Source organism: Blautia sp. AF34-10 (assembly GCF_003477865.1).
Lineage (GTDB): Bacteria > Bacillota > Clostridia > Lachnospirales > Lachnospiraceae > Fusicatenibacter > Fusicatenibacter saccharivorans.
Genome location: NZ_QUED01000007.1, coordinates 47,701 through 74,050, shown reverse-complemented (window position 1 = coordinate 74,050; position 26,350 = coordinate 47,701). Strand labels below are relative to the sequence as shown.

13 protein-coding genes, 1 tRNA gene and 3 pseudogenes are annotated in these 26,350 nt (G+C 47.5%); 1 reads left to right on the top strand and 16 read right to left on the bottom strand.

The features are described 5' to 3' along the window. Positions 1–4: 4 nt before the first annotated feature. Complete coding sequence (locus DWZ60_RS17955) at positions 5–637, bottom strand: ABC transporter ATP-binding protein (protein ID WP_243038235.1); 633 nt, start codon at positions 635–637, stop codon at positions 5–7. Positions 638–955: 318 nt separating this feature from the next. Then, positions 956–1,701: pseudogene (locus DWZ60_RS17950) on the bottom strand (ABC transporter ATP-binding protein); the annotation flags it as partial. 299 nt (positions 1,702–2,000) lie between these two features. Between DWZ60_RS17950 and DWZ60_RS06130 the strand changes: the two are divergent. Beyond that, positions 2,001–2,906, top strand: a complete 906-nt coding sequence (locus DWZ60_RS06130; RefSeq protein WP_147397725.1) for a helix-turn-helix domain-containing protein — start codon at positions 2,001–2,003, stop codon at positions 2,904–2,906. A 111-nt stretch (positions 2,907–3,017) separates the two neighbouring features. On the opposite strand, the gene DWZ60_RS06125 is transcribed toward DWZ60_RS06130, so the two are convergent. The 14 genes and pseudogenes from DWZ60_RS06125 to DWZ60_RS06055 form a co-directional block, all read right to left on the bottom strand. Then, positions 3,018–4,598 carry a glucose-6-phosphate isomerase gene (locus tag DWZ60_RS06125; RefSeq protein ID WP_022462042.1) on the bottom strand — a complete coding sequence of 527 codons (1,581 nt, stop codon included), beginning with the start codon at positions 4,596–4,598 and terminating at the stop codon, positions 3,018–3,020. 123 nt (positions 4,599–4,721) lie between these two features. Then, positions 4,722–5,714: a 6-phosphofructokinase gene (gene pfkA / locus DWZ60_RS06120; RefSeq protein ID WP_022462041.1), complete on the bottom strand. Its 993-nt coding sequence runs from the start codon at positions 5,712–5,714 to the stop codon at positions 4,722–4,724. 81 nt (positions 5,715–5,795) lie between these two features. Further along, positions 5,796–9,268: pseudogene (locus DWZ60_RS06115) on the bottom strand (DNA polymerase III subunit alpha). An 11-nt stretch (positions 9,269–9,279) separates the two neighbouring features. Then, complete coding sequence (locus DWZ60_RS06110) at positions 9,280–12,456, bottom strand: ATP-binding protein (protein WP_119221389.1); 3,177 nt, start codon at positions 12,454–12,456, stop codon at positions 9,280–9,282. A gap of 176 nt (positions 12,457–12,632) precedes the next feature. Further along, entirely contained in the window at positions 12,633–13,484 is an 852-nt protein-coding gene (locus DWZ60_RS06105) for a CvfB family protein (protein ID WP_022462037.1), read from the bottom strand. A gap of 13 nt (positions 13,485–13,497) precedes the next feature. Then, a complete protein-coding gene (locus tag DWZ60_RS06100; RefSeq protein WP_119221388.1) occupies positions 13,498–14,967 on the bottom strand; it encodes a nicotinate phosphoribosyltransferase in 1,470 nt (489 codons plus the stop codon). Between the two features lie 66 nt (positions 14,968–15,033). After that, positions 15,034–15,738 carry an acyl-[acyl-carrier-protein] thioesterase gene (locus tag DWZ60_RS06095; RefSeq protein ID WP_119221387.1) on the bottom strand — a complete coding sequence of 235 codons (705 nt, stop codon included), beginning with the start codon at positions 15,736–15,738 and terminating at the stop codon, positions 15,034–15,036. A 78-nt stretch (positions 15,739–15,816) separates the two neighbouring features. Then, positions 15,817–15,888, bottom strand: a tRNA-Gln gene (locus DWZ60_RS06090). Positions 15,889–16,023: 135 nt separating this feature from the next. After that, entirely contained in the window at positions 16,024–17,202 is a 1,179-nt protein-coding gene (locus tag DWZ60_RS06085; RefSeq protein ID WP_117510056.1) for a cation diffusion facilitator family transporter, read from the bottom strand. Positions 17,203–17,539: 337 nt separating this feature from the next. Further along, complete coding sequence (locus DWZ60_RS06075; protein WP_330422138.1) at positions 17,540–18,973, bottom strand: ABC transporter substrate-binding protein; 1,434 nt, start codon at positions 18,971–18,973, stop codon at positions 17,540–17,542. Positions 18,974–19,365: 392 nt separating this feature from the next. Next, positions 19,366–19,833 (bottom strand): Hsp20/alpha crystallin family protein, encoded by a 468-nt coding sequence (locus DWZ60_RS06070; RefSeq protein ID WP_117510053.1) that lies wholly within the window; start codon positions 19,831–19,833, stop codon positions 19,366–19,368. 506 nt (positions 19,834–20,339) lie between these two features. Beyond that, positions 20,340–20,930, bottom strand: coding sequence for a hypothetical protein (locus tag DWZ60_RS06065; protein ID WP_119221386.1), 591 nt, complete (start codon positions 20,928–20,930; stop codon positions 20,340–20,342). Continuing rightward, entirely contained in the window at positions 20,927–23,365 is a 2,439-nt protein-coding gene (locus DWZ60_RS06060; RefSeq protein ID WP_243038230.1) for a glycoside hydrolase family 3 C-terminal domain-containing protein, read from the bottom strand. The genes DWZ60_RS06065 and DWZ60_RS06060 overlap by 4 nt, the downstream gene beginning before the upstream one ends. A gap of 26 nt (positions 23,366–23,391) precedes the next feature. Continuing rightward, a pseudogene (locus DWZ60_RS06055) lies at positions 23,392–26,252 on the bottom strand (glycoside hydrolase family 3 C-terminal domain-containing protein). Between the last annotated feature and the right edge of the window lie 98 nt (positions 26,253–26,350).

Genomic DNA, 26,350 nt, shown 5'->3' with positions numbered 1-26,350 from the left:
CCTCCTACAGTTCATCCACACCGGTCTGCAGTTTCACCAGTTCGTAGTAATAGCCCTTCTTTTCCATCAGCTCCTCGTGCGTTCCCATCTCCTTGATGTAACCGTTCTGCAGCACGATAATTTTGTCCGCCGTCTTTGTGGTGGAGATTCGCTGCGCGATGATAACTTTCGTGCACGGGAAATCCAGTTCTCGTAAGGAATGCTGGATCTGTTTTTCCGTCTCCATATCGACGGCCGATGTCGTGTCGTCAAGAATCAGGATCGACGGACGGATGGCCAGCGCTCTCGCCAGGGAAATTCTCTGCTTCTGGCCGCCTGAAAGACCGACGCCGCGCTCACCGACCAGAGTGTCATAGCCCTCCGGCATCTTCGAAATAAAGTCTGCCGCGGCAGAATATTTTGCAAATTTAATGACTTCATTCATCTTGATCGAGTCATCGCCGTAAGCAATGTTGCCCTCGATCGTATCAGAATACAGCAGGACATCCTGCGTCGCAAGTCCGATGTGTTTCCGGAGGTCATACAGCTTCAGATCTTCCACCGGAATACCGTCGATGCGGATCTGACCTTCTGTCGGCTCGTAGAAACGCGGAATCAGGTTGATGAGGGATGTCTTTCCGCATCCCGTCTCTCCCATGACCGCCACGGTCTCATTCGGGTTAACCGTAAACGAAATGTTATGCAGAACCGGCAGATCACCGTCCTCATACTGGAACGAAACGTTGTCGAACTCGATTTTTCCCTCGAAGCGTTCCGGGTGTGCCACTGCATTTTCCTCGTCCTTGATCTTCGCCTCGGAGTAATACAGCTCCATGACTTTTTTTGAAGCCGCCGAGAACCGCTGGAACTCGTTCATGATATTTCCCATCTGACGCATCGGGTTTGCGATTGCCCAGATGAGGCCGGAGAATGCCACATAATCACCCATGGTCAGCTGGCCCTTAATCATAAAGACACCGCCGACTGCCAGCAGGACAACCGGCATCAGGTTAGCGATACTCTCGACAAACGGGAAGAATTTCAGCCATACCATCGCGGTTGCTTTGTTTGTCTCCGCGTAATCGGTATTAGCGCGGTCGAATTTCTCGATCTCGTACTCTTCTCTTGCAAACGCCTTGACGACGCGGTTTCCGGAGATATTCTCCTGCGCACACGTATTCATCTGTGCCAGCTTTTCACGCAGTGCCGCATGCATCGGGGCAACACGGTTGCGGAACAGGTAGATGATCCAGAATACGAACGGCGAAATCACAAGTATGCAGAGCGCCAGCTCCAGTTCGTGTACAGGAAGAAAATGGCCGCTGCCGCGAACAGGGAAAACGACTCAATCACCATTCGGATGACCCATGCGACCATATGGCGGACGGCATCGAGGTCTCCGGTCAGACGCGTCATCAGATCGCCGGTACGGTATGTGCTGTAAAACGTCATATCCTGCCGCTGGATTTTGTCATACAGGTAATTCCGCACCCGGTACAGGACACTCTGTGATACGTGCTCGTAAATCATACAGCTGCCGTAGACAATAACGACACGCAGAAACGTGAAGCCAATCATCGCGATCAACAGGCGGTAAAACAGATCCCGGTGTGTCTGCAGATTCTGCACTGCATTTTCACCTGTCAGAAACAGGTCAACAATTTTTCCCGAAAAATATGGAATCGTAAGCTGCAGAACGTTATATAATACCGTTCCGATCATGCCGATCAGATACAGCGCACGCTTTCCTTCCATGTTTTCCCACAGCCATTGGATTTTAGTTTTCGGGAATGGTTTTGTGCTGCTTTTCATTTTTTCATATCCCCCCTTATCTTCTGAAAATCAAAAGGTTTCTGCATTTTTCTCTTTCAAATGCTTTCGCCATTGTATCAATTTTCATTTCATTATGATATAATGCGACTGTATAAAAATAGAACGTTTCTATCTTCATGCACGATTCTTTTGAATAATCCTCGTAATTTTTTGCAGAACTTTTTAACCGGAACAGGAGGAATTTACTTTTGAAAAATCTATTTGAATACAGTGATATCCTGCGCTCACCGATCGAGGCATTTTCCTGCAGCTCGGAAACCTTTTCCATGCCGGTGGTATCACACTGGCACTATTTTACTGAAGTACTTTATCTGCAGGAAGGCTCGCTCCTTGTGAGCTGCAACGATGTTGTCTATCCGATGGAGGCCGGCTCTTTCATCCTTTTTCCGCCGCAGGCAGTCCATGCGCTTGCCGCGGATCATGACAAACCGTTTCGCTTTTTCTGCGTAAAATTCAATCTGAACCGGATTCATCTCACCGGAAGCTATCTTCCGAACCTGAGCTTTGCGTTCCATAAGGTTGCCTCCATGACGCATCCTTCCCTGCTCTTTACGCAGGCGGATCTTCCGGGGCTCGACCTGAACGATTTTTTTACAACCATTGAAAAAGAATCCCATGCAAAACAGTACGGCTACGACGCGTATATTTATTCGCTGTTTTCGACACTGTTCCTGCGCTTTCTGCGGACGTGGCACTGCCAGGGAATCTGTTTTGATCTCGAAACCATCTCCGAGAGTGAAGAGAAAAGTATGCAGGACATTCTCGTCTACATCGACCGTCATTCACAGGAGAATATCAACATCGAAGAGCTGGCGCATAAATACAATATGAGCTATTCGTACTTTGCCAAGCTGTTTTTAAAACACTATGGGCAGAGCTGCAAGCAGTATATCGAATTTATCCGTTTGAACAAGGTCGAGAACCTGCTCCTCTTTACCGATTATGACCTGAACTTTATTGCCACCGAGACCGGCTTTGCAGACTGCAGCCACCTGATCCGTACGTTCAAAAAACGGTATCAGATCACCCCGCGGCAGTTCCGGCAGGAGCATCAGTCCACAGTGTCCTCGTCGCTTCCGGCGAAGCTGGGATAACCCCATAATATAGTAATAAAAAAGGCGGCATACCGTTTTCCCCCTGAAACTTTCAGAAAGAAAATCCGGTATGCCGCCTTTTCATATCTTAAATTTTCTGATTTAAACTTCTTAGATGTTGAGCAGATCGCTGAATACTTTCAGTGCTCCGTCTGTCTCGTGAGCCAGAACGCGTTTTGCAAGGACTTTACCAAGCTGTACGCCTTCCTGGTCGAAGCTGTTTACGTTCCACAGGAATCCCTGGAACATGATCTTATTCTCGAAGTGTGCAAGCAGTGCTCCCAGCGTCTTCGGATTTACCTGATCTCCGATGATGATGCTGGACGGACGGCCGCCTTCGAAGTTTTTGTTTTTATTCTCATCTGCTTTACCGCAGGCAAATGCAACGATCTGAGCTGCTACGTTTGCGCAGAGTTTCTGCTGGCTGGTGCTGCCCTGGATGTCGACATCGGTCTCCATCTGGTTATTGCGGAATCCTACAAACTGCAGCGGAACGATATCAGTTCCCTGATGCAGCAGCTGATAGAAGGAATGCTGTCCATTGGTACCTGGCTCGCCGAAGAGAACCGGACCGGTCGGGTAATTGACCGGCTCGCCGAAGCGGTTGACCGATTTACCGTTGGACTCCATATCTACCTGCTGTAAGTGAGCCGGGAAACGGTTCAGTGCCTGGGAGTACGGAAGAACTGCAGTGCTTGGATAGCCAAGAACGTTTCTCTCGTAAACACCGATCAGCGCATCGAGCATCTCCGGGTTCTGTAATACGTCTTTGTTTGCAGAAAGTTTATCTTCTGCTGCAGCGCCCTCGAGGAATGCTGCGAATACTTCCGGTCCGAAAGCCAGGGACAGAACAGCGCCGCCGACTGCGGATGTGGAAGAATAACGGCCTCCGATATAGTCATCCATGAAGAATGCTGCCAGATAGTCGTCGCTCTTTGCCAGCGGAGAAGTCTCACTGGTAACGGCGATCATATGCTTGGATGCATCCAGGCCTGCATTTTTCAGAGCGTCTTTTACGAAGGACTCATTGGTCAGAGTCTCCAGTGTGGTTCCGGATTTGGATACCAGAACGAAGATGGAATGTGCTACGTCGATCGAATTCAGAACAGCTGCTGCGTCATCCGGGTCAACGTTGCTGATGAATTTTGCTTCCATTTTGAAGCAGCCGTTTTTCTTTGCCCAGTTTTCCAGAGCCAGATACATCGCACGCGGGCCAAGGTCGCTTCCGCCGATACCGATCTGCACAACGGTGGTGAATTTTTCACCTGCTGCGTTGGTGATCTCACCTGCATGTACTTTGTTCGCAAACTCTGCGATGCGGTTCTGCTGCTCTACGTAGAAAGCACGTTTGTCTACGCCGTCTGCCGTAACGGTGTTTCCGAGCTGGCCGCGGGTCAGCTGATGAAGCACGAGACGGTTCTCTCCGGTGTTGATGACAGCACCGTTGTAAAGCTCCTCAAATTTTTCAGAAAGCTGTGCCTCTTCTGCCAGTTTTACGAGTGCGGCAAGGACATCCTCATTCACCTGTTTTGCTGCGTAGTTATACGCAAGTCCTTCTGCCATCGGAACGCTGTAAGATTTTACGCGCTCTGCTCCGTTTTCGCCGGACATCACCTCGGCAAGATTGACACGCTCCACTTTTTTCAGCTCCTCAAAAGAAGCCAGTTTATCAAGATTGTTCCAGGTAACCATTGTTAAGTTCCTCCTGTTTTTTTATTTTGTCTCTCTATTCCGTCCGCGGAAACATTTTTATTCCCGCTATTATACCAATGAAACAGACTGCTTGCTAAAAACAGTCTGTTTCGTGATACTTTTTTATTTCGTATAGTTATAAGAAAGAGCTCTTGCGATCTCCCACTGATATTCCGGCAGAGTCTTTGTCATGGACAGTGCCTCATCGATATCGTAATCTACATACTCACCGTTCTTGTATGCAACAACGCGGTCTGTTTTGCCTTCCAGAAGAAGGTCAACTGCGTAAGCACCCATGATGGACGCATATACACGGTCTTTACATGTCGGGCTTCCTCCACGCTGCATATGTCCAAGGATCGTTGCACGGGTCTCGATTCCGGTTGCAGCTTCGATTCTGCGCGCCATGCTGGTGGAATGGCCGATGCCCTCAGCATTTACGATGATATGATGTTTTTTGCCTTTTCTACGGTTCTCGATGATGTTGTTGATGATCTTCTGCTCATCGTAATCGTATTTCTCCGGAAGCAGGATATCCTCTGCGCCGTTTGCGATACCGCACCACAGAGCGATGTATCCGGCATTACGTCCCATAACCTCGATGATCGAGCATCTCTCATGGGAAGTGGAAGTATCTCTTACTTTATCAATGGCTTCCATTGCAGTGTTTACCGCGGTATCAAAACCGATGGTATATTCTGTGCAGGCGATATCCAGGTCGATGGTTCCCGGTACACCTACGGTGTTAATTCCAAGAGCTGCCAGTTTCTGCGCTCCTGCAAAAGATCCGTCTCCGCCGATAACTACCAGTCCGTCGATGCCGTGTTTTCTGCAGACATCTGCAGCACGTTTCTGGCCTTCCGGTGTACGCATCTCTGCGCAGCGGGCGGTATAAAGGATAGTACCTCCGCGCTCGATGGTGTCGGATACATCGCGGGCTGTCATGTCGATGATTTCTTCGTTCATCAGTCCGTCGTAGCCTTTCAGGATACCTTTCATCTGAACGCCCTTCTGCAGACCTCTTCTTACGGCTGCACGGATCGCTGCGTTCATACCTGGTGCATCACCACCGCTGGTAAGCACTCCGATTGTCTTTACCTTGTTAGTCGTTGCCATATGAATTCCTCCATCTCATCACACACATTAATAAACGAGTAGTTTTATTTATTAATCACACACAGTTTTATTTTAAAGCATTCAGGCCCTTTTTTCAATACTCTTTTCTACAACTTTCACGTTTCCGGTACCGAATTTTGCCTGAAGTGACGCCACCAGACGGGCATCTGCCTGCACATTGCGGCTCGGCGGCAGTTTTTTCATCGCTTTGATCGATTTGATGTAGAGAATCACGCTGTCCTTGCCGTCGGATTCATGCAGCATCTGGTACAGATCCGCCACTTCTCTCTCGTACGTTTCCTTGTCCGGGAACTGGATCCAGAGCTCTTTCGGGATGCCTGCAAACGGGAAAATTTTCTCGCAGATCAGCTTGCTCGGCTTATCATCCTCCGCGGAAACACGGCCCTGGATGAAGACACGCGCATCGGTCTGCATCATCGCTGCGTTTTTCTCGTAATCGCGCGGGAATACGACGATTTCCATACTGCCGACGAGGTCCTCGAGTGTGAGAAATGCCATTGTCTTGTTATTCTTTGTATATTTGATTTTTTTATCCGTGATAATGCCGCCGACAATCTCTTTCGCGCCGTCGGTGACGGATGGGAAACCCGTCTCCTCATCCGGCTGGAAGTCTGTCGTTACCGCGGAAATGTTCTTCCGCCAGCACTCCTCCTGCTCCTCGAGCGGATGACCGCTGACGTAGATGCCGAGCACCTCTTTTTCGAGCGCCAAAAGATCACTCTTTTCGTATTCTCCGACATCCGGGTACACCGTTTCATACGACCGTTTGGTCGTCTCATCTACGAAGTCAAACAGACTCATCTGGCCGCTTAACGAATCTTTTTTCTCGCGCGCCACATCATCGAGCACATTGGCGTAGACGAACATGAGCTGCTTTCTCGTCACGCCGAAGCAGTCGAATGCACCTGCCTTGATAAAGTTCTCGACAGTCCGCTTGTTGACTTCTTTTCCGCTTAAACGCTCTGCGAAATCCTTTAACGAGCGGAACGGGCCGTTTGCACTCCGCTCCTCCACGATCGCCTCCATGACCGGCTTTCCGATGCCTTTGACCGCCGCCATGCCATAGCGGATCGCCTGGCCGTCCACCGTGAATTTTCCTTCGCTTCGGTTGATGTCCGGCGGCAGAATGGAAATGCCCATCTGGCGGGAACTCAAGATATACTCTGCGACTTTTCCCGGGTTATCGATGCAGGAGGTCATCAGAGCCGCCATGAACTCAACCGGGTAATAGTATTTCAGCCATGCCGTCTGGTACGATACGAACGCGTACGCCGCCGCATGGGATTTGTTGAAGGCGTATTTCGCGAAGTCGATCATCTCGTCGTAGATCTTGTTCGCTGTCTTCTCATCAATGCCGTTTTTGATACAGCCCGGCACGCCCTCGGCCTCGTTTCCATAAACGAAATTCTGGCGCTCTTTTTCCATGACGGATGCCTTTTTCTTCGACATCGCACGGCGCACCAGATCGGCCCGTCCAAGCGAATAGCCCGCCAGTGCCTGTACGATCTGCATAACCTGTTCCTGGTAGACGATACAGCCGTACGTCGGCTCCAGAATAGGTTTTAAGAGCGGTGTATCGTACGTAACGGATTCCGGGTTGTTTTTTCCTTTGATGTACTGCGGAATAAAATCCATCGGGCCCGGCCGGTACAGGGAAATTCCGGCGATGATATCCTCGAGGCTCTGCGGTTTTAACTCCTTCATGAAGTTTTTCATTCCCGCACTCTCGAGCTGGAATACACCGACCGTTTTCGATGCGCCGATCATGCCGAGCACTTTCGGATCGTTGTAATCGATGTGAAGCAGATCAATTTTCTTATTGCTGTAACGCTCTGCGAGCTTTGTCGCATTCTGAATGACGGTCAGGGTCCGAAGCCCTAAGAAGTCCATTTTCAGAAGTCCCAGTTCCTCGAGCGTCGTCATCGTGAACTGCGTGACGATCGTTCCGTCGCTTCCTCTGGAGAGCGGCACAAATTCCACCAGCGGACGCGAGCCGATGACAACACCGGCGGCGTGCATCGACGTGTGGCGCGGCAGACCTTCAAGTCTCCGTGACATGTCGATCAGATGTGCAACCTCTTCATTGCCCTGGTACAGCTCCCGCAGCTCGTGGTTCATCTGCAGTGCCTTGTCGATCGTGATATTCAGTTCATTCGGAATCATCTTCGCGATCGAATCGACCTGTGCATACGGCATATCCAGCACACGGCCGACATCGCGGATGACACCGCGCGCCGCCAGTGTACCGAATGTGACGATCTGTACAACGCGGTCCTTGCCGTATTTTCTCGTTACATAGTCGATGACCTCCGGGCGGCGTTCGAAACAGAAATCCACGTCGATATCAGGCATGGTAACTCGTTCCGGGTTCAGGAAACGCTCGAACAGGAGCTGGTACCGCATCGGGTCCAGCTGTGTGATGCCAAGGGTGTAGGAAACAATACTTCCGGCCGCCGATCCTCGTCCCGGTCCGACCATGATGTCGTGGTCGCGCGCAAATTTGATGAAATCCCACACGATCAGGAAGTAATCGACGTAACCCATCGTTTTGATCGTATCAAGCTCGTATTTCAGCCGCGCTTTCAGTTCATCCGTCGCCGGGTGATACCGTTCCTCGAGGCCGTCGTAGCAGAGCTTATTTAAGTATTCCCAGGAAGTGTATCCTTCCGGCACATCGAATTTCGGAAGTTTTGTGACACCAAATTCGATCTCCACATTACACCGGTCTGCAATTTTCTGTGTATTTTCGATTGCCTGCGGTGCATACGGGAAGAGCGATGCCATCTCCGCCTCGGATTTCACGAAATACTGGCCGCCCTCGTAGCGCATGCGGTCCTCATCCGTGATCTTCTTTCCGGTCTGCAGGCACAGAAGAATATCATGGGAATCCGCATCTTCTGCGTACGTGTAGTGAATATCATTCGTCGCCACCAGCTCGATGCCGGTTTCTGCCGAGAGGCGCATCAGCTGCTGATTGACCATCCGCTGCTCCGAGATGCCGTGATCCTGCAGTTCCAGGAAGAAATTGCCTTTTCCGAAAATCTTCTCATACCGCAGTGCGGCCTCTTTTCCCATCTCGTACTGGTTCCGCACCATCGCACGCGCCACCTCACCTGCAAGGCAGGCGGAAAGCGCGATAATGCCCTCGTGATACTTTTCCAGAATCTCCATGTCGACACGCGGCTTATAGTAAAATCCATCGATAAAGCCCGCCGAAACAATCTTCATCAGATTGGAATAGCCCGTATTATTTTCCGCCAGCAGAACTAGATGGTAGTACCGGTCCTCTCCGCGGCTGTTTCGCGGTCGAAACGGGAACCCGGCGCTACGTAAACCTCACAGCCGAGGATCGGCTTGATGCCCTGCGCGCGGGCTTCTTTATAAAAATCGATACAGCCGAACATGACGCCGTGATCGGTGATCGCGGCGCTGTTCATGCCAAGCTCCTTGACTCTGGCAACGTACTCTTTGATCTTGTTCGATCCGTCCAGAAGGCTGTATTCGGTATGTACATGTAAATGCGTAAAACTCATCGTTTTCTCCTCTATTTTCCAAAGGCATGTTCCGTTGTCTCCAAGATCGTCTGCACCAGGCTGTCCGGCTCGATCGGCTTGGTCAGATGGCTGTTCATGCCCGCTGCGCGGCATCCCTCTTTACTCTCTTCGGAGGACTGCGCCGTCATCGGGATGATCGGGACTTGTTTTGCTTCCGGAAGCTCCATGGTGCGGATCTGCCGCGCTGCCTCAAGACCGCCCATCACAGGCATCATCAGATCCATTAAAATCACATCAAATTTCTGCGGATTCGCCGCATACTTTTCGACCGCCTCGCGGCCGTTCCATGCCTCTTCCACCGTCGCACCGTGATCGGTCAGGTAAAACTCGGCGATTTCCATGTTGATCTCATTATCCTCGACAAGCAGAACGTGGAAGCGGACAAGCTCTTTTCCTGCGATCCGTGTCTTTACTTCCTGAATCCGCTGTCCCTCGCAGTCAATGTAAAACGGAAGCCGGAATACATACGTCGTTCCGACGCCCTGCTGGCTCGTTACCTCGATCGTGCCCTGCATTTTTTCGATCAGTTCTTTGACGATCGACATGCCAAGGCCCGTTCCCTTGTACTGCGTTCTCGCACCGGACTTCTCCTGTGTGAACGGATGGAACAGCTCTTTTTCGATAAATTCGCTGCTCATTCCGATGCCGCTGTCCGTGATGCGGAACTCGTAGACGACCCGGGTTCCGTCGCAGGAGACTTCGCCCGCATACGTATCGATCATTCCGCCCGGCTTGTTGTACTTGATTGCATTGCTGAAGAGATTCAGCATAATCTGCCGCAGGCGCAGCGGACTGCCGATCAGTCTCGTGTGCGTCAGCTCACCGCGGTGCGTACGGTGGGTAATGCCCATCTCCGTAATCTGCGCATTGACAAGGGATGACACATCATCCATCAGATGCGTCAGGTCAAAAGAAACGCTCTCGATCGTCTCTTTTCCGGACTCCAGCTTATTCATATCGAGCACATCGTTGACGAGTGCCAGCAGATGGCTTGCGGAAAGATTGATTTTATCGAGGCAGTCGTCCACTTTTGCCTCATCCTGCCGGTTTTTGCGGATGATATCCAGCATGCCCATAATGCCATTGATCGGCGTGCGCACATCGTGGCTCATGCGGTTCATAAATTCTGTTTTTGCACGACTTGCACTGTCTGCAGCTCTAAAGGCATCCTGAAGCTGTATCTTCTCCCTCTCTTCCCGGCTGTGGAACTCTGACGTATCACGGAAAAGGATCATGCCGTGTACCACAACGCTCTCCCGCTTTGTCTTTCGGTCGTAGACGGTATCCTGTGACATAAGAACCGTCTTCTGCAACCATATTCTTCTGCCGGACTCATCTGCTTCCTGATACTCCACGACTACCTGCTTATCTCCGTTTTCAAAGCGCTGCAGCAGTTTCTTCGAGGAATCCACAATGCGGTATGATTCCAATGTCTCCTCCGCGACAAACGCACTGCATTCCCCGCAGTATTTCTCGTAGGAACACGGCAGATCTATATTGAGGTCAAATTTCTTCTGCCCGCTGTGGTAAAAAATCTGCTCCAGCGAATCATTCGTCAGATCAACGGCGAACACGGCCTCGGCCGTCTCGAGAAGTGCCTCGGCGTAGTGGCTGTTTTCAATGATCGACTGTTTCATCTGTTCATAGTATTGGTCGAGCTGTTCTTTTTCATTCCGAGCAGCTTCCTCATTGGAGCGGAACCGCTCAAAGCCCATCAGAAAATGGTGCAGTCCGCCGTCCTCGGCCGCGTCGTAGAACAGAATGGTGACTTTTCCCCGGCAGAGCGCTTCCCCTTCGCTGCCCTCCTGATACTCGTACAGAATTTCTACGCTCTCTTCTCCCTTCTGATAGCACTCCTTCAGATGGGTAAGATCCAGCATTCTACGCATTTCCTTTCTCTTTTCCTCATCCGTGATGCCCTGCACAATATGCTCGGCCGCACCGGTATAGCTGCCGTCCTCGGCAAGGAAAAAGCCCGAAACGGCACGCAGAATCCGGTACTGGTCCTGTCTTGCATTGCAGTAAATACAGTTGGAAAAATGGTATCCCTTTTTCTTTACGACGTCCAGCGCTTCCAGGCTGATCTTCCGCTCTGCGGCGGCTTCTTCCATCTTCGCGCGGTTTTTGTCGATATACATGTTCTGGTCCGCATGGCGGAACAGTTCCCGGATATCACAGTCTTCAAATTCCGTGGACAGTGCATAGCCTCCGGCGTAGCTGATCGGCATCTCCGGGTGCTGGCGGGAATATTCTGCCGTCTGCGTGCGGATGTGATTCATGCACGCTTCCACTTCTTCGCGGTTCAGTCCGCGCAGAATGGCAAGAAACTCATCTCCGCCGTTTCTTCCGACGAAATACTCCTCCGGGACTGCTTTTCGAAGCTGAACGGCAAAGGAACGGATATATTCGTCTCCCTTGTCGTGACCCAGACTGTTGTTGATCGTGCGCAGATTGTTGAGGTCAAACACGCAGACCGCATACACGCCGGAAATTTCTTCTCCTCCGTCGCTTCCCTCCAGAATCTCTTCGCATTTATTTTTATTTGGCAGGCCCGTCGCCTCATCGAGATAGACTTTCTTCTGCAGAATACGGTTCATCGCCGCATAGCGGACGGCCTTGATCAGCTCCATGCCGATGACAAACACCAGACCGATGATATCTCCTACTACCACCTGCTCCAGCTTCTTCAGCGAAGACGCCATTCTCTGCGAATACGCTTCCGCAAGGCCCGTCGCCTCGTCACAGATTTTGAAAAAGGTCTCACTCTTTTCGATAATCGCGGTATTCTCATATCCTTTTTCACGCACCAGAAGAATCTCTGCCTTCAGCTCTTCAAAATACGATGCCAGCTCAGTCATCTTATCCTGAAAATCCCGGTCATCCAGGCGCACCAGATCCAGCTCGCTGCTTCCGTTCTGCAGACCGTCGATATAAGCGTTGATGTCTGCAATCATCGTATCCTGCGGTTCTCCCGCATCCTCCAGCTTGATAATCCGCTGCGTTTTTCCGCGCACCAGACCGGCATAGTTGACAACGCGGGCCGTTCCCTGTATTTTCTCGACCATCGACATAATGCAGAAAAACAGAATAATCAGAATGATCGTCAAAACCGTCATTGCGGTTTTGGAAATAAAAGATGTTTTTTTCTTACTTTTCTTTTTCTTCATCGCTCTCCATCAGATCCTGTGTCATTTTTTGTCATATAGATCATATTATAAGCGCAATCCTCTCTTCGCGCAACCGCAAACCGGGCGCAGAAAAAATTTCAAAATTTTATCTGCTGTCTGACACAAAAAACGGACACCGGAGAGGATGTGCTTCCTGTCCAGTGCCCGATTTTTTCTTATTTTGCTTTTTCTGCCGTCCAGATTTTACCGTCGCGGATGACAACCTGTTTTTCTTTCATCAGATGGCCGACCGCGCGCTTAAATGCTGCTTTGCTGAGGCCGAATTCTCTCTGAATCACTTCCGGTGATGCTTTGTCATCAAATGGAAGGACACCTGCAAATTCCTCGATCACAGAAAGAACGCTCTCTGCATCGATTGCGATCTGCTCGTACGCTTTTCCGCGTGCGGACAGGGAAAGTTTTCCGTCCTCTTTGACTTCGGTAACGCGGCACTCAAGTTCCTGGCCGACGTGATAGTCTGCCTGAGCTTCTCTCTTTGGAATCAGACCGGAGTAGCGGTCGTCAACAGCAACGAAAACGCCGAAGTTTCCGCTGATCTCGTAGATTCTTCCCTTTACGATATCGCCTACGACGTACGGAGAATTGGTTTTCAGGAAATGGTAAACCTTCATCGTTGCGCAGAGACGGTCGCTCTTGTCGATGTAGAGGGAAACCAGAACCTCATCACCTGGATGGAGGCGGCGGGTCTGCTGTTTAAACGGAAGAAACAGATCTTTTTCCAGACCCCAGTCCAGAAATGCTCCGATCTTTCCGGTAGCAGCTACGTTTAAGACAGCCAGCTCTCCAAGCACCAGCTTCGGCTCTCTGGTTGTCGCAATCAGACGGTCGCTGGAATCGCGGTACAGAAATACTTCCAGCTCATCTCCCTCTTTTGTTCCTTCCGGCACCTGTTTGATCGGCAGAAGAACACGTTCCTTCTCGCCTGCTTCCCGGGTCTCCCCAAGATAAATACCGAATTCTACTTTCTTTACTACTACCAGCTTTTGCTTTCTTCCTATATTTAACATTTGACTTCCTTTCTTACTGCTCGTCGAGAGCCTTCATGCTCATCTCCTCGAGCAGGTCGCTCTTGATGTGGTACAGCTTGTCGGACAGATCCACGTAAACCTCATGCGGATTGACCAGACGTTTGGACTCCTCCCAGAGGGTATCTTTCTCTCTGGTGCAGATGTCGCGGATCTCCATGACGGATGGAGAAGTGTAGACGCATGCGCCCTTCTGGAAAATCGGAACGAGGAGCTCGCGTAAGGTGTAGGTTCCGCCTTTGATCTTCGTCTTTTTCCAGGTCTCGATCGGGTCGAAGATGATCATATCTTTGCTCTCGTCGAAGGTCTCGTCTGCGAGGCAGATCAGGTCGGCACGGATCTTTCCGGTTTCTTTATCATAAATACGATAAATCGTCTTATTGCCCGGGTTTGTTACTTTCTCGGAGTTCTCGGACAGCTTGATCTTCGGTGTGAATTCTGCGTCATCTTTATCTTTTGCTGCTGCCAGCTTGTAAACGCCGCCGAATGCCGGCCAGTCACCGGATGTGATCAGGTTGGTGCCGACGCCCCAGGAATTGATCTTCGCACCCTGGGTTTTCAGGCTGTCGATCAGGTACTCATCGAGGTCACTGGATGCGGAAATGATGGCATCGCCGAAACCTTCTGCCTCGAGCATCTGATATGCTTTTTTCGACAGGTAAGCCAGGTCACCGCTGTCGATGCGGATGCCGTAGCCCTTCATCGGTAAGCCCTCTGCTCTCATCTCTTTGAAGACGCGGATCGCATTCGGAACACCGGATTCGAGAACATCGTAGGTGTCTACGAGAAGAATGCAGGCTTCCGGATACATTTTCGCATACGTTTTGAATGCGGTGTACTCATCCGGGAAGCTCATGATCCAGCTGTGTGCGTGGGTTCCCTTGACTGGAACGTCAAACATCTGTCCGGTCAGGACATTGGAGGTTCCGATGCAGCCGCCGATCATGGCAGCACGCGCGCCGTAGATACCGGCATCCGGTCCCTGTGCACGGCGGAGTCCAAACTCCATGATGCCGTCGCCCTTTGCCGCGTAAACAACGCGGGATGCTTTCGTCGCGATCAGGCTCTGATGGTTGATCATGTTCAGAATCGCGGTCTCTACAAGCTGTGCCTCCATGATCGGAGCGACAACTTTTAAGAGCGGTTCTCTTGGGAATACGACGGTTCCTTCCGGGATCGCATAGATATCTCCGGTGAAATGGAAGCCTCTTAAATACTCCAGGAAATCATCGTTGAAAATATGGAGGGAACGGAGATAGTCGATGTCATCCGGCGAAAAGTGAAGATCGCGGACATACTCGATTACCTGCTCAAGTCCTGCACATACGGCGTATGCGCCGCCGCATGGATTCTTTCTGTAAAATGCATCAAATACCACGATCTGATCGGACGGGTTCTCGTAGTAGCCCTGCATCATGGTAAGTTCATATAAATCGGTTAACAGTGTAAGGTTCTGCGCTCTCATGGCAAATTCCCCTTTCCTCATTGTGTTTATTACGTTCGTATCTTATTCTTTCCGATTGTACCACAATCATTGAAATTCCACAACTACGTATGGCTGTCCTTTTTCATCGTTCAGCGAGATAAAACAGCCGTTTTCCGTCTCGGCGCGCAGCGGATGCAGGACGTCACCGAGGTGCGCCTGCTGTTTGTATTCGGCGCGCATCCGGTGCACGGTGAAGTTCTTCGGAAGGCATTCACCGGCAAGGGAAATGAACTGTGCGTTGTTGACGTGGTGGTTCGTATCGAGGTTGTGCGGCCGCACCGGGAACGGTTCGCCGATGAAATCTGCTTCCGGCATTTTCACTTTGCGCTCTCCGAAATCCTCGTCGATCGGATCGTCAATGCCATAGGCGTCTGTCGTCTCTTTCGGTGCGCGGACGGGATGACCCGTTTCCATATTGACGTAAGACCAGATGGAGTTGGCACAGGCGAGCATTTCGCCGTCTTCTGTTTCCATCGTGAAGTTACGCATGCCAAGAAATCCTTTGAAGCCGCTCGCCCATGTAGTGATTTTTACCGCTTCACCGAGGGATGGATAGCGGTGCACATGAATCTGCCACGCGGACAGCACCCAGGCGCAGCCTCGTTTTTTGAGCTCCGCAACGCCCTCGCCGATCGCTTCCGACTGGAAGGTACTGCAGTCCTGAAAGTAATTGATCAGCCCCGGCAGGGTGAGATTTCCGTCCTCACCGATTTCGCTGTAGCGGATTCTGCTCGTAAAGGAATACTTCATCGTTTCGTTCCTCCTGCTGTATTTGTTTTTGAGCATCGAAAAAGGCCTCAGGTACGAGACCTGAGACCTTTTAATGAGCTGGGCTACCTGGATTCGAACCAGGAACTGACGGAGTCAGAGTCCGTTGCCTTACCGTTTGGCGATAGCCCATTGCCTTGCGACAAAATGTATAATACACTATCGCAAGAGAAAAGTCAACACCTTTTTTGAAATTTTTTTATTTTTTTCAAAAAACTGACTTTTGGAACATTTTGGAAGGGATTTGACGGCTCAACCCGGCCGTTGTCACTCTCCCGCCACGTATTTTTTGTCGATGTTGACGACGCATTCATACTTCTCATCCATTTCCTTCATCAGCGCCCCGATCTGCCCGATCACGCGATCACAGTCTTTCTTCTTATAAGAATACGGGATTTCAAGATCAAAAATCAGCTTCTTTTTCTCCGCCCCGTTGATCATACGGAAATCGTGGAAGGAAAGCTCCGGATCGAGAATGGAAATTACGTTTCTTACCTTCTCCTTTGTCGCAAGAACCGTCGCATCGTGGATCTCCACCGGATCCATGTGGATGACCAGCAGAATCCCCAATTTTTTGCCGACCTCATGTTCAATGCGGTCGATAATATCATGCGATACCTCGATATCGACATCTCGCGGCACCTCCGCATGGATCGATGCCATACTTCTGCCAGGCCCGTAGTTGTGGACAATCAGATCATGGGTTCCTACAATTCCTTCATAGGAAGCAACCTCTTTCATGATCCGTGCATACAGATCCGGATCCGCGCCCTGCCCGATCAGCGGTTCCAATGTATCTTTTGCAATGGAAATACCGGACCACATAACGAGTACCGCCACAACAAGTCCTGCGATTGCGTCGATATTAACCGAAAGGAAATGGCAGATCAATATAGAAGCGATCGTTGCGCTCGTCGTGATCACGTCGCCCATGGAATCCGCCGACGTTGCCAGCATCACCTTCGACTGAATGCGGTTTCCCAGTTTTCGGTTGAAAAGCGCCATCCACAGCTTTACACCAACCGAGAGCACCAGAATCAAAAACGGAACCATCTGAAATGTGATCTCTTCCGGATTGCGAATTTTCTCCAGGGAGCTCTTTAAAAACGTAAAGCCGACTTCAATAACCAGAAACGAAACGATCAGCGCTGCAATATACTCGATCCGTCCATGCCCGAACGGATGCTCTTTGTCGGCCGGTTTGTTTGCCATCTTGACACCAACAAAGCTGATGACCGAAGATGCCGCATCGGAAAGGTTATTGAACGCATCCGCCATGATCGCCAGAGAATGCATCCCAACACCGATCAGCAGCTTGGCGGCAAACAGCAATACATTGCAGCAGATTCCTACCATACTGGATAAAATACCATATCTCGTCCGCACATCCGCATTGTCAGTGTTCTCATACTCTTTTACAAAACATCTTACCAGAAAATCTGTCATGGGTTCCCCTTCTTTCCACAATACATTCAGAAACATTAGCTTAGATAAAAAGGGCCTCACGCATCGCCGCGAAGCCCTTATGTTTTTTCTGTCTTTTTCTATAGTAGGCAGTGTTGAAAAAAAAGTCAAGCCTAACATATTTTCGGAGATTCTATCGACAGAGAGAAAAAGCAACGCAGACTGCTTCTTTTCAGCAATTCTGCGCCGCTTTTTCTCTGTTTTTTCAGATTTTATCTCTTTTCAGGCAGATTTGACAATCGAATGAGAGTTTTTCTTTTTCCTGCCTGAAATAGCGTTACCGCCCACCGGTACCCAGCGAGCCGTAACGGAATAGCTACTATTTTACTTTATAAATTTTCGCCATATCCTGCACGTACAGCGGATAGAACCGATAGCCCGCAAAATCGCTCCGAAGTGCAACCTCACATGCCATATCCTCGATATACAGGTTTGCCGCATCGTCACAGAGCAGTGTTTCCATTTTTTTGTAAATCTCAACCTGCTCCTCTTCATCCGTGCTGGTCTTAACCTGCTGATACAGTTTATCATACTCTTCGTTGCTGTAGTTGATAAAGTTCTTGGATGATGTTGAGGTAAACCGTTCCAGCAACGCGCGTCCGGTCAGATATGCCGCATCAACGCCGACAACCGTGGACTGGAACTTCCGGTCTGCATATACATCCGACAGCCAGCTGTCCCACTCGACCTGCTGAATTTTGGCAGTAACACCGATCGCTTTAAGCTGCTCTACCAGAACCTGGGCTGTATCGATATGCTGCTGATAATTGTTCGGCACTGTAATCGTAAGCTCAAATCCATCTGGGTATCCGGCTTCTTTTAACAGTTCTTTTGCCTTCTCAATATCCTGATTATATCGCTCTGACAGTTCCGGCACATAATATTTTCCAAATGCCGGGAACATGCTGCTTCCGATGATCGTTCCTTTTCCGTCCGCAATCATATCCAGCACTTCCTGGCGGTTTGCCGCATAGCACAGCGCCTGGCGCACCTTCACATTGTTGAGCGGTTCCACGGCATTGTTCAGATACAGCGCCTGTACCAGGTTCATACCGCCGTCATAAATCGTAAAATCGGAATCTTCGGCAAGCTGCGCTGTCTGTGTGGAACTGAGACGTGCATACATGTCCAGTGTACCGGATTTCAGGTTTGTTACGACTGCATTGCTGTCCTTGACAATTCGAAATGTTACCTTGTCCAGATACGCCTGATTTTCCGTATCCCAGTAATCGCTGAATTTTTCAAGGACAATGTTTTCCTGCGGGGACCGTGATACATAGTGGAACGGGCCTGTTCCGACCGGATCTGCTTCCAGATCTTCCACATGCTCAGGTACAATCGCTACCGTCAGATAGGCAAGAAACTCGGTGTCTGCCTCTTTTAAATAGATGTCGATCGTGCTCTCGTCCGGAATTTCAACCTTGTCCACATTGGAAAATGCCTCTACCAGAGGCGTTCCGTCTCCGTTGATACCCGCACAGCGTTCGATTGAATATTTTACATCCTCTGCAGTGACGGTCGTTCCATCGTGGAATTTGACACCATTCCGGAGCTTGAAGGTATAAACCTTTCCATCCTCCGAGATCGAATGACTCTCTGCCACCGCATCGTTCAGATTTCCTTCTTCATCGGGCTTTACAAGGCCCTCATAAATATTGAATAGGATTTCTTTCGTTCCTGCCGCAACAGATTTGTGTGGGTCAAGACTATCCTCAATGTCCTGAGGAATTCCTACCGTGATGGAACCTCCCATAACAGGTTCCCCTGTCGGGGTTGATTCCGTTGATACCTGAGAACTTGTGGTATCGGAAGAATCTGCTTTCCCATCCTTGCCATCCTGCATCCGCCAAGTACAACAGTAAGAGCTGCAACTAAAAGCAGCGCAAGTACGCTTCTTCTTTTCTTCATGATTTCTCCTTTTGATACGAGTTCTCTCATTTTGTAATTGTCACGCCTATTGTATCCGACCTGTTCCCAAATAGCAAGTACATTATTGTATACAATTTATTTTCCGAATCCGAAAATCACGTATATCCGCCCGCGTATTCCGGATTCTTTCCCTCGGGATGTACCAGAAAAGATAAAAATTTTGCCGCCCGGGAATTTTAACATTCCCGGGCGGCAAACGCTTTTGCTTTTTTTCTTTTATCCTTCAATGGAGATTGTCTTTTTCTGCTCCACAGCCGGTTTTGCTTCCTTCTTCGGTACGAAGAGTTTCAGCAGACCGTGTTTAAATTCAGCCTTGATATCCTCTTCGGTAATATCCTCACCTACATAGAAGCTTCTGCTGCATGCACCTGCGTAACGCTCTTTACGGATGTAGCGGCCGCTCTCTTTTTCTTTCTCGTCTTTGTCAAGACCTTTCTCTGCACTGATGGTCAGATAACCATTTTCCAGTGTGGCCTGAACTTCATCTTTTGTGAAGCCCGGAAGGTCAACCACTACCTCGTAGCCATTATCCAGCTCGCGAATATCTGTTTTCATCACATGGCTGGCTTTGCGGCCATACAGTTTCTTTTCTGTATTCTTCATCTCTTTGTCATAATCATAGAACGGAAAATCGTTGAAAAAGTCATCAAATAAATTTTCTCCAAAAATACTAGGCATTAACATAAGTCATCGCTCCTTCTTATTCTTCTCATGGAACCTGATCCATGCTTTTTCTCCGGTTTTTCTTTTCACCGGATCTTTTTGTTTACCTGTTTCTTTGGAACGGAAAGGCTTCCGGATACCGGAGGTTTTCTTCTTTTCCTCTCTTTGTATCCCTCTTCCTTTGTTCTAGCTGTAATATAACACTATTATTAGCACTGTCAATAGGCGAGTGCTAATTATTTTGTGAAGATTTTGTGAACGCTACGAGCCATGCAAAATGGTGAAAAAAGACGCCCTGCTAGTTTACTTGCAAAGGCGTCTTTTTTTGCTATTTTATAGGGCGACAGCCCTACAGCGAGGGAATTCTTTCCCGAGCTGTGCATGGCGTAACATTCTCTTTCGGCACTCGATTTTCTTGGTTTGACCACATTTTTACGACAAATTCTTGGAAAAATATATTTGTCTGATTTTCTTACTACTCCTCATCTCTTTTATTATTAGATTTCAGGCATACTTGCTAATTTCTTCTATTCAGCGTTCCCCTCTGGGAAAATAATTTTAAACACAAAGAAAAAAATCACCATGGAAACTCCACCTGTAATAATTGTCACAAGCATGTTATAGACTGCCGGTGCCACATATGCAGATGCAACTGGCATCCACAGATTATTAAATCCATTACAAATCAGTGAGATTACCACCCATGCAACAAAATACCAGATTGCCTGATATACAGGATTTCCATGGCTTTTAAAAGTAATATTTCTCTGCAGTGGAAAATTAATACACTGTGCAAGAAATGACCCCAATTCATAACTGATAAAATAGCCAAGTCCACCACCGATCAGTATATTTCCCGTTGCATCACGCAATACATTATACCCCAGCAAACTCCATGTAAATTTTACTCCAAACAGATTCATGGAAACCTTTGGCCACATAAATTCTGTACCAGCCAGACCAATTCCCAAAATCCCTGGTAAAAATGTAAATACAAGATACTGGAATACTGTCACGCCCATACTGAATATAACAAAATAGAATATCTGATAAAGCCATTTTGCAATAGCAGAATGTTTCTCTTCAAAACATTTCCATATATTTTTTATACGATTCATCTGCACTTCCCTCCGGCTTCTTTTAATAATTTTTCATATTTCTTATTATTTCTTCTGTTTCTGAAATATCCGCCAACTACTTTTTTTACTCCAAGCATAAAGTGACCATTCACAGCATCGACAATTCCATATACCATTTCCATACTGACTGCCCCGCCGGTCATCTTGGCAATCCCCCGGAACGGCATATTGTAAATAAAAAGAATATTCAGATCTGGCTTTCCCTGTGCCTCACTCTTCTTTTTCATTTTTGTGAGACATCTATATATCAGTCTTGCAAGTCGGCTTTTTGCATAATACATCTGACAAATTGCATCATTGATTTCCAGATTTCCACTCCATCTTCTGTTCGGTATCTCATGGCCAAGAAGTTCACGAAATTCCTCATCTGATATTTTCTGCACAATTCCTGTATAATAGTAAGGCATTTTTGCCGGATTATACGGATACCCTTTACTATTTCCTGTTCTCTCGGTCATACCTGTTAAACGAATATCTGCAACACTGGCTCCTACCATAATCTGATAAGTTCCTGTTTCTATTTCCCACTGTCTCGTTTTTATATTCCAATAACGGAATGTCTTATCATCAAAGGGAATCCTGAGCTGTCTGCTTTCTCCTGCCTTTAGATAAACTTTTGCAAAACCTTTCAGTTCTTTTTCCGGTCGGAACACGATTGCATTAGGAAGTCCTACATACATCTGAACAACCTCAGCTCCATCTCTGTCACCTGTATTGGTAACCGAAACTTTGATTCCATCCTCTTCTATGATAAGATCAGAATATGTAAATTCCGTATAGGAAAGTCCAAAACCAAATGGAAACTGCACCCGTACTTTTGAAGTATCATAATAGCGATATCCTACATAAACACTCTCGCGGTATTCCGATGTTTTCTCATTACTTGGATAATATCGAAATGCCGGTGTCTGTTCATAAGATATGGGATATGTTTCTGCCAGTCTTCCTGATGGGTTCACCTTTCCGGTCAGAATATCCAATGTTGCAGAAGCGCCTGCCTGTCCATTCAGATAGCCATGCAAAATCGCTTTGCAGCAGGTGTGCCATGGCATTTCTATCGCAGATCCTGCACTCAGTACTCCAATAATATTTTCATTCACTTTACTGATATCCTGCAGAAGATCTATCTGATTCTGCGGAATACGCATATGGGTTCTGTCCAGTCCTTCTGATTCACTGATCTCATCAAGACCAAAGCAGAAAATTACAATATCCGCATTCATAGACAAATTTAATGCAAACTTTCTATCATTCTCATCTACATCTCCATTTCTATGATAGCCTCTTGTCATTCCCAGAATATTCAAATCATATTGTTGCAAAATCGATGACATATCTTCTACTTTTGTTGGATTGACCATAGAAGATCCTGCCCCCTGATATCTAGGTGAAAAAGCAAAATCTCCAATAACAGCGATGGATTTTTTGGTATCCAGCGGAAGAATCTGTTTTTCATTTTTTAGAAGAATCATGCTTTCTGCTGCTGCTTTCCTTGCCAGTTGATGATGTGCGTTTCTGTCAAAGTTTTTATCTGAAAGCTTCTTCCCTGATGTCAGTTCCATCACTGCATCCACCAGTTCTCCAACTCTTTCATCCAAATCCGCTTCCTTCAGCTTTCCATTTCGGACAGCTTCAATCACTTCTCTTGCAGAATCGTACCCACAGGACGGCATCTCCAGATTTGATCCGGCAGCAACACCTTTCACATGGTCATTGCTTCCGCCCCAGTCTGTTACTACAATTCCATCAAATCCCCAGTCTTTGCGCAGGATATCTGTCAAAAGATGTTTGTCCTCATTAGCATAAATCCCATTAATCTGGTTGTAACTGCTCATGATTGCTTTTGCGTGTCCTTCTTTAACAGCTATCTCAAAACCGGTCAGATATATTTCTCTTAATGTCCGTTCGTCAACAACTGCGTCCATTGCCATTCTCCGAAGTTCCTGACTGTTAACCGCCAGATGCTTCGGGCAGGCATAAACGCCTTTACTCTGTATTCCACGAATATATGATGCTGCCATCTTCCCGGAAAGATATGGATCTTCTGAAAAATATTCAAAATTTCTTCCACATAATGGGCTTCTTTTAATATTCAATCCCGGACCAAGCAGGATATTTACATCCATACTTGCTGCTTCCTCTCCAAGAGCCTGTCCAATCTCTTCCCCCAGATCCTGATTCCAGCTGTTTGCTATCGTCGCTGCTGTGGGAAAACAGGTTGCATTCAAGGATGCATTCAGTCCCAGATGATCTCCTGCTCCCGCCTGTTTTCTGATTCCATGCGGTCCATCTGAAAGAAAGATGGACGGGATGGAAAGCCTGTCAATTTCTCTGGTCTGCCAGACAGTTTTTCCACTGAGTATCGCTGCTTTTTCTTCTATTGTCATCTTTTCAACCAATTTTTGCTGCTTCATAACTGTTTTCCATCCCTCTTTCATCCTTATTCAGCATTCTTTCTTTTCTTATATCCTCTGATTACCAATACTTCCATTCCTGCTATGAAAAGTGCTATTACTACGTCGATACCAATTCCTGCTTTTTTCCAGTTTTCCATACCTATTTCTTTGTGTTTTCCATCATAAGCCCAGCTGCTTACAACTGTATACATGACATTTTTGCAGGCATTTCTCATCTGAAGTACAGATGTTGGATGCTCCGGATTAGCTACATTGTTCTCTTCTCCGTTGAATGTGGACAGCATTGCATCTACTCCATTTGCCAATGCTGCATCTGCATTCATAAATCCATGACCATTGTTTCGGAAGAAATCTGTAAGTGCCATTCCTCTGAATCCCCATTCATCTCTGAGAACTGTCTTCATAAGGTTGCTGCTTTCTCCAGTCCATTTATCTCCAAGGAAACTCCAGGAAACCATAACCGCATTTGCGCCACCCTGTTTCACAGAAATTTCAAATGGTTTCAGATAGATTTCCCTGATTGCCTGCTCGTTCGACCAGACACTTACCATTTTGGCGTTGCTTCATACATAGCAAAATGCTTGATGTAAGAATAAACTCCATAGTTTCTTGCTCCTTCTACTGCTTTTGCTCCCATATTTCCTGAAAGAACTCCATCTTCTGAGAAATATTCATAGTTTCTTGCACCAAATGCAGTTCTATGAGTATTCATACCTGGTGCATACCAACCTTCTGCACCCATTTCCTGGCTGATCTTGCCCATGCATTCACCCCAGGCCTGTGCAAGTTCCTTATTCCATGTGGAAGCAACCACAACTTCAATTGGAAATCCAATAGAACCAACTCCTGTAAAGTTGTTATTAATTGCTGCTGGTCCATCGAAATCAAGTGTAGCCACTTTTCCCACAGAATCCATCGCAGCTGTCTGATAACCAGCCATTGCAATCATATTTGCCATTTCATCAACGGTAAGCTGATCCAGAAGTTTTTCCCAACGAGGATCGTCATAATCAGCATCACGCATATCAGCTAATGTAAGTCCATTATCTGCTCCCGTTGTCGGCATTACATCCTCATCATTGAGGTATGTAGTCTTATCAAAGTTGCTGTTCAGATGATATTCAGAAACATATGGCTCACCCAGTTCTGCAGATGCCGGCGCTTTTGTAGCCTCTTCATAATTTGCAAAATGATCTGCTCGTGAAAGATATGTCACATCGCCTTTTGCATTTTCAAATACATTTGATGCTGCAATATCATCTGATGCTCTTTTATTTTCTCCCTTATATACTACATCATCACCTGCAGTATAAGTTTTCTGATCCAGCACAGTGTGTGAATCGCTGTTGATTGAAATCACATAATCCCCTTTTTCAAGAACATATGCTTTTGCATTATTCTCATCATAAGAAGCCATATCTTCTATACTGAATGTAACTGTAACAGTCTGAGTTTCTCCCGGCTGAAGCAGATCTGTTTTTGCAAACTCGATCAGATTTGCAGAAGATTTCTCGATTCCGCCATTTGTATATGGCGGTTTATAATACACTTCTACTACATCTTTTCCGGCAACATATCCTGTGTTGGTTACTTCTACATCTACAGAAATCTGTCCGTCTTTTTCCTCCAGTTCACCCATTTTCTGTTCAAATTCCGTATAACTCAACCCATATCCAAATGGATACTGTACAGTCTTATCGTAATCAATCGAACCTTCCTGTGCAGCTGTTTCATAATACTTGTATCCTACATAAATGCCTTCCGCATAATTCGTAAATGCCGGAGCATACACCTGAGCGGTTCCTGCGTTCATTCCTTCAACAGCCATATCTGCCAGATTTGTATACTCCGTTTTTTCTGCATTATTCCACCACGGAGCAGTCGTCATATCATAAATGAATGTATCCGGTGTTTTTCCGGAAGGATTGACTTCACCTGAAAATACTTTACCGAGTGCATTAAATCCCACATTTCCCGTTCCTGGGCACCATACAACAGATTTAATCTGAGGATATTCATCTACGAAACCAAGTTCAAACTGATTTGCTCCATTATAAATTACGATCACATTGTCAAAGTTTGAGCAAACCATATCCACCATATCTCTCTCAGTTTGTGAAAGCTGTAAATAATGTTCTCCCTCCGGGAAATCGTCATACTTATCTGAATTATTATCATATGCCGCTTTACTTACATCCATAGGAATATCATTATGACCTTCACCTGCTTTTCTGGAAAGAACCACAACTGCCACATCAGAATATTCTTTCGCGCTTTTAATAAGCTCATCACTGTAAGTATCTACAGGTGGCTCCGGTAATGTCCAGCTCTGTTTCTGGATAGACATTTCCGGATTATCTGCACCATAATTGTTATAAAAATTAACCAGTTCCTGGTTAATAGAAAATCCGGCATTTTCAAGTCCCTGATTCAGACTGACAATATCATACAGATCATTAATTCCACCGGAACCAGCTCCTCCGTAAGCCGGATTAATAGATTCCCATCCAAAAATATTCAGTTTTTTTGTTTCATTTAAAGGAAGCAGGCTTTCATTTTTCAGAAGAACAATTCCGTCTTCCATTATCTCTTCCGCTACTCCTGCAGCTTCTTCATTTGTTGCATCGCTTAAAGTTCCATTTCCCGTTGCAAGTCCAATCAACGTAGCCATTGGTTTAAAACAGATCATATTCACGCAGACAACAACTGCAAGAACCATTGCGATCGCAGCTTCCCCTCTTATCAGAAATCTTTTGTCCCTGGACATCCTGCGGCATGTGATCATAATTACGATTCCAATTACAAGTGCAGTAACAATACCGATAATATACGGTTTACATAATTGTAATACCGCCAGAACATCTTCCATTTCAACACTGATCATTCTCTTTTTTCCTCCTTTGACTCTCTCGTCTTTTTCAGGTGTCATTTCCTGTTAGCATTACTATAACATGGTTATTATTTCATGCCGTTTTTGGCACC

Excerpts from the sequence above, each read along its gene's own strand:
- DWZ60_RS17955 (WP_243038235.1), bottom strand. The coding sequence starts at position 637 with ATGGGAGAGACGGGATGCGGAAAGACATCCCTCATCAACCTGATTCCG.
- DWZ60_RS06125 (WP_022462042.1), bottom strand. The coding sequence starts at position 4,598 with ATGGTTACCTGGAACAATCTTGATAAACTGGCTTCTTTTGAGGAGCTG.
- pfkA (WP_022462041.1), bottom strand. The coding sequence starts at position 5,714 with ATGGCAACGACTAACAAGGTAAAGACAATCGGAGTGCTTACCAGCGGT.
- DWZ60_RS06110 (WP_119221389.1), bottom strand. The coding sequence starts at position 12,456 with ATGAAGAAAAAGAAAAGTAAGAAAAAAACATCTTTTATTTCCAAAACC.
- DWZ60_RS06105 (WP_022462037.1), bottom strand. The coding sequence starts at position 13,484 with ATGTTAAATATAGGAAGAAAGCAAAAGCTGGTAGTAGTAAAGAAAGTA.
- DWZ60_RS06100 (WP_119221388.1), bottom strand. The coding sequence starts at position 14,967 with ATGAGAGCGCAGAACCTTACACTGTTAACCGATTTATATGAACTTACC.
- DWZ60_RS06095 (WP_119221387.1), bottom strand. The coding sequence starts at position 15,738 with ATGAAGTATTCCTTTACGAGCAGAATCCGCTACAGCGAAATCGGTGAG.
- DWZ60_RS06085 (WP_117510056.1), bottom strand. The coding sequence starts at position 17,202 with ATGACAGATTTTCTGGTAAGATGTTTTGTAAAAGAGTATGAGAACACT.
- DWZ60_RS06075 (WP_330422138.1), bottom strand. The coding sequence starts at position 18,973 with ATGGGAGGTTCCATCACGGTAGGAATTCCTCAGGACATTGAGGATAGT.
- DWZ60_RS06070 (WP_117510053.1), bottom strand. The coding sequence starts at position 19,833 with ATGTTAATGCCTAGTATTTTTGGAGAAAATTTATTTGATGACTTTTTC.
- DWZ60_RS06065 (WP_119221386.1), bottom strand. The coding sequence starts at position 20,930 with ATGAATCGTATAAAAAATATATGGAAATGTTTTGAAGAGAAACATTCT.
- DWZ60_RS06060 (WP_243038230.1), bottom strand. The coding sequence starts at position 23,365 with ATGAAGCAGCAAAAATTGGTTGAAAAGATGACAATAGAAGAAAAAGCA.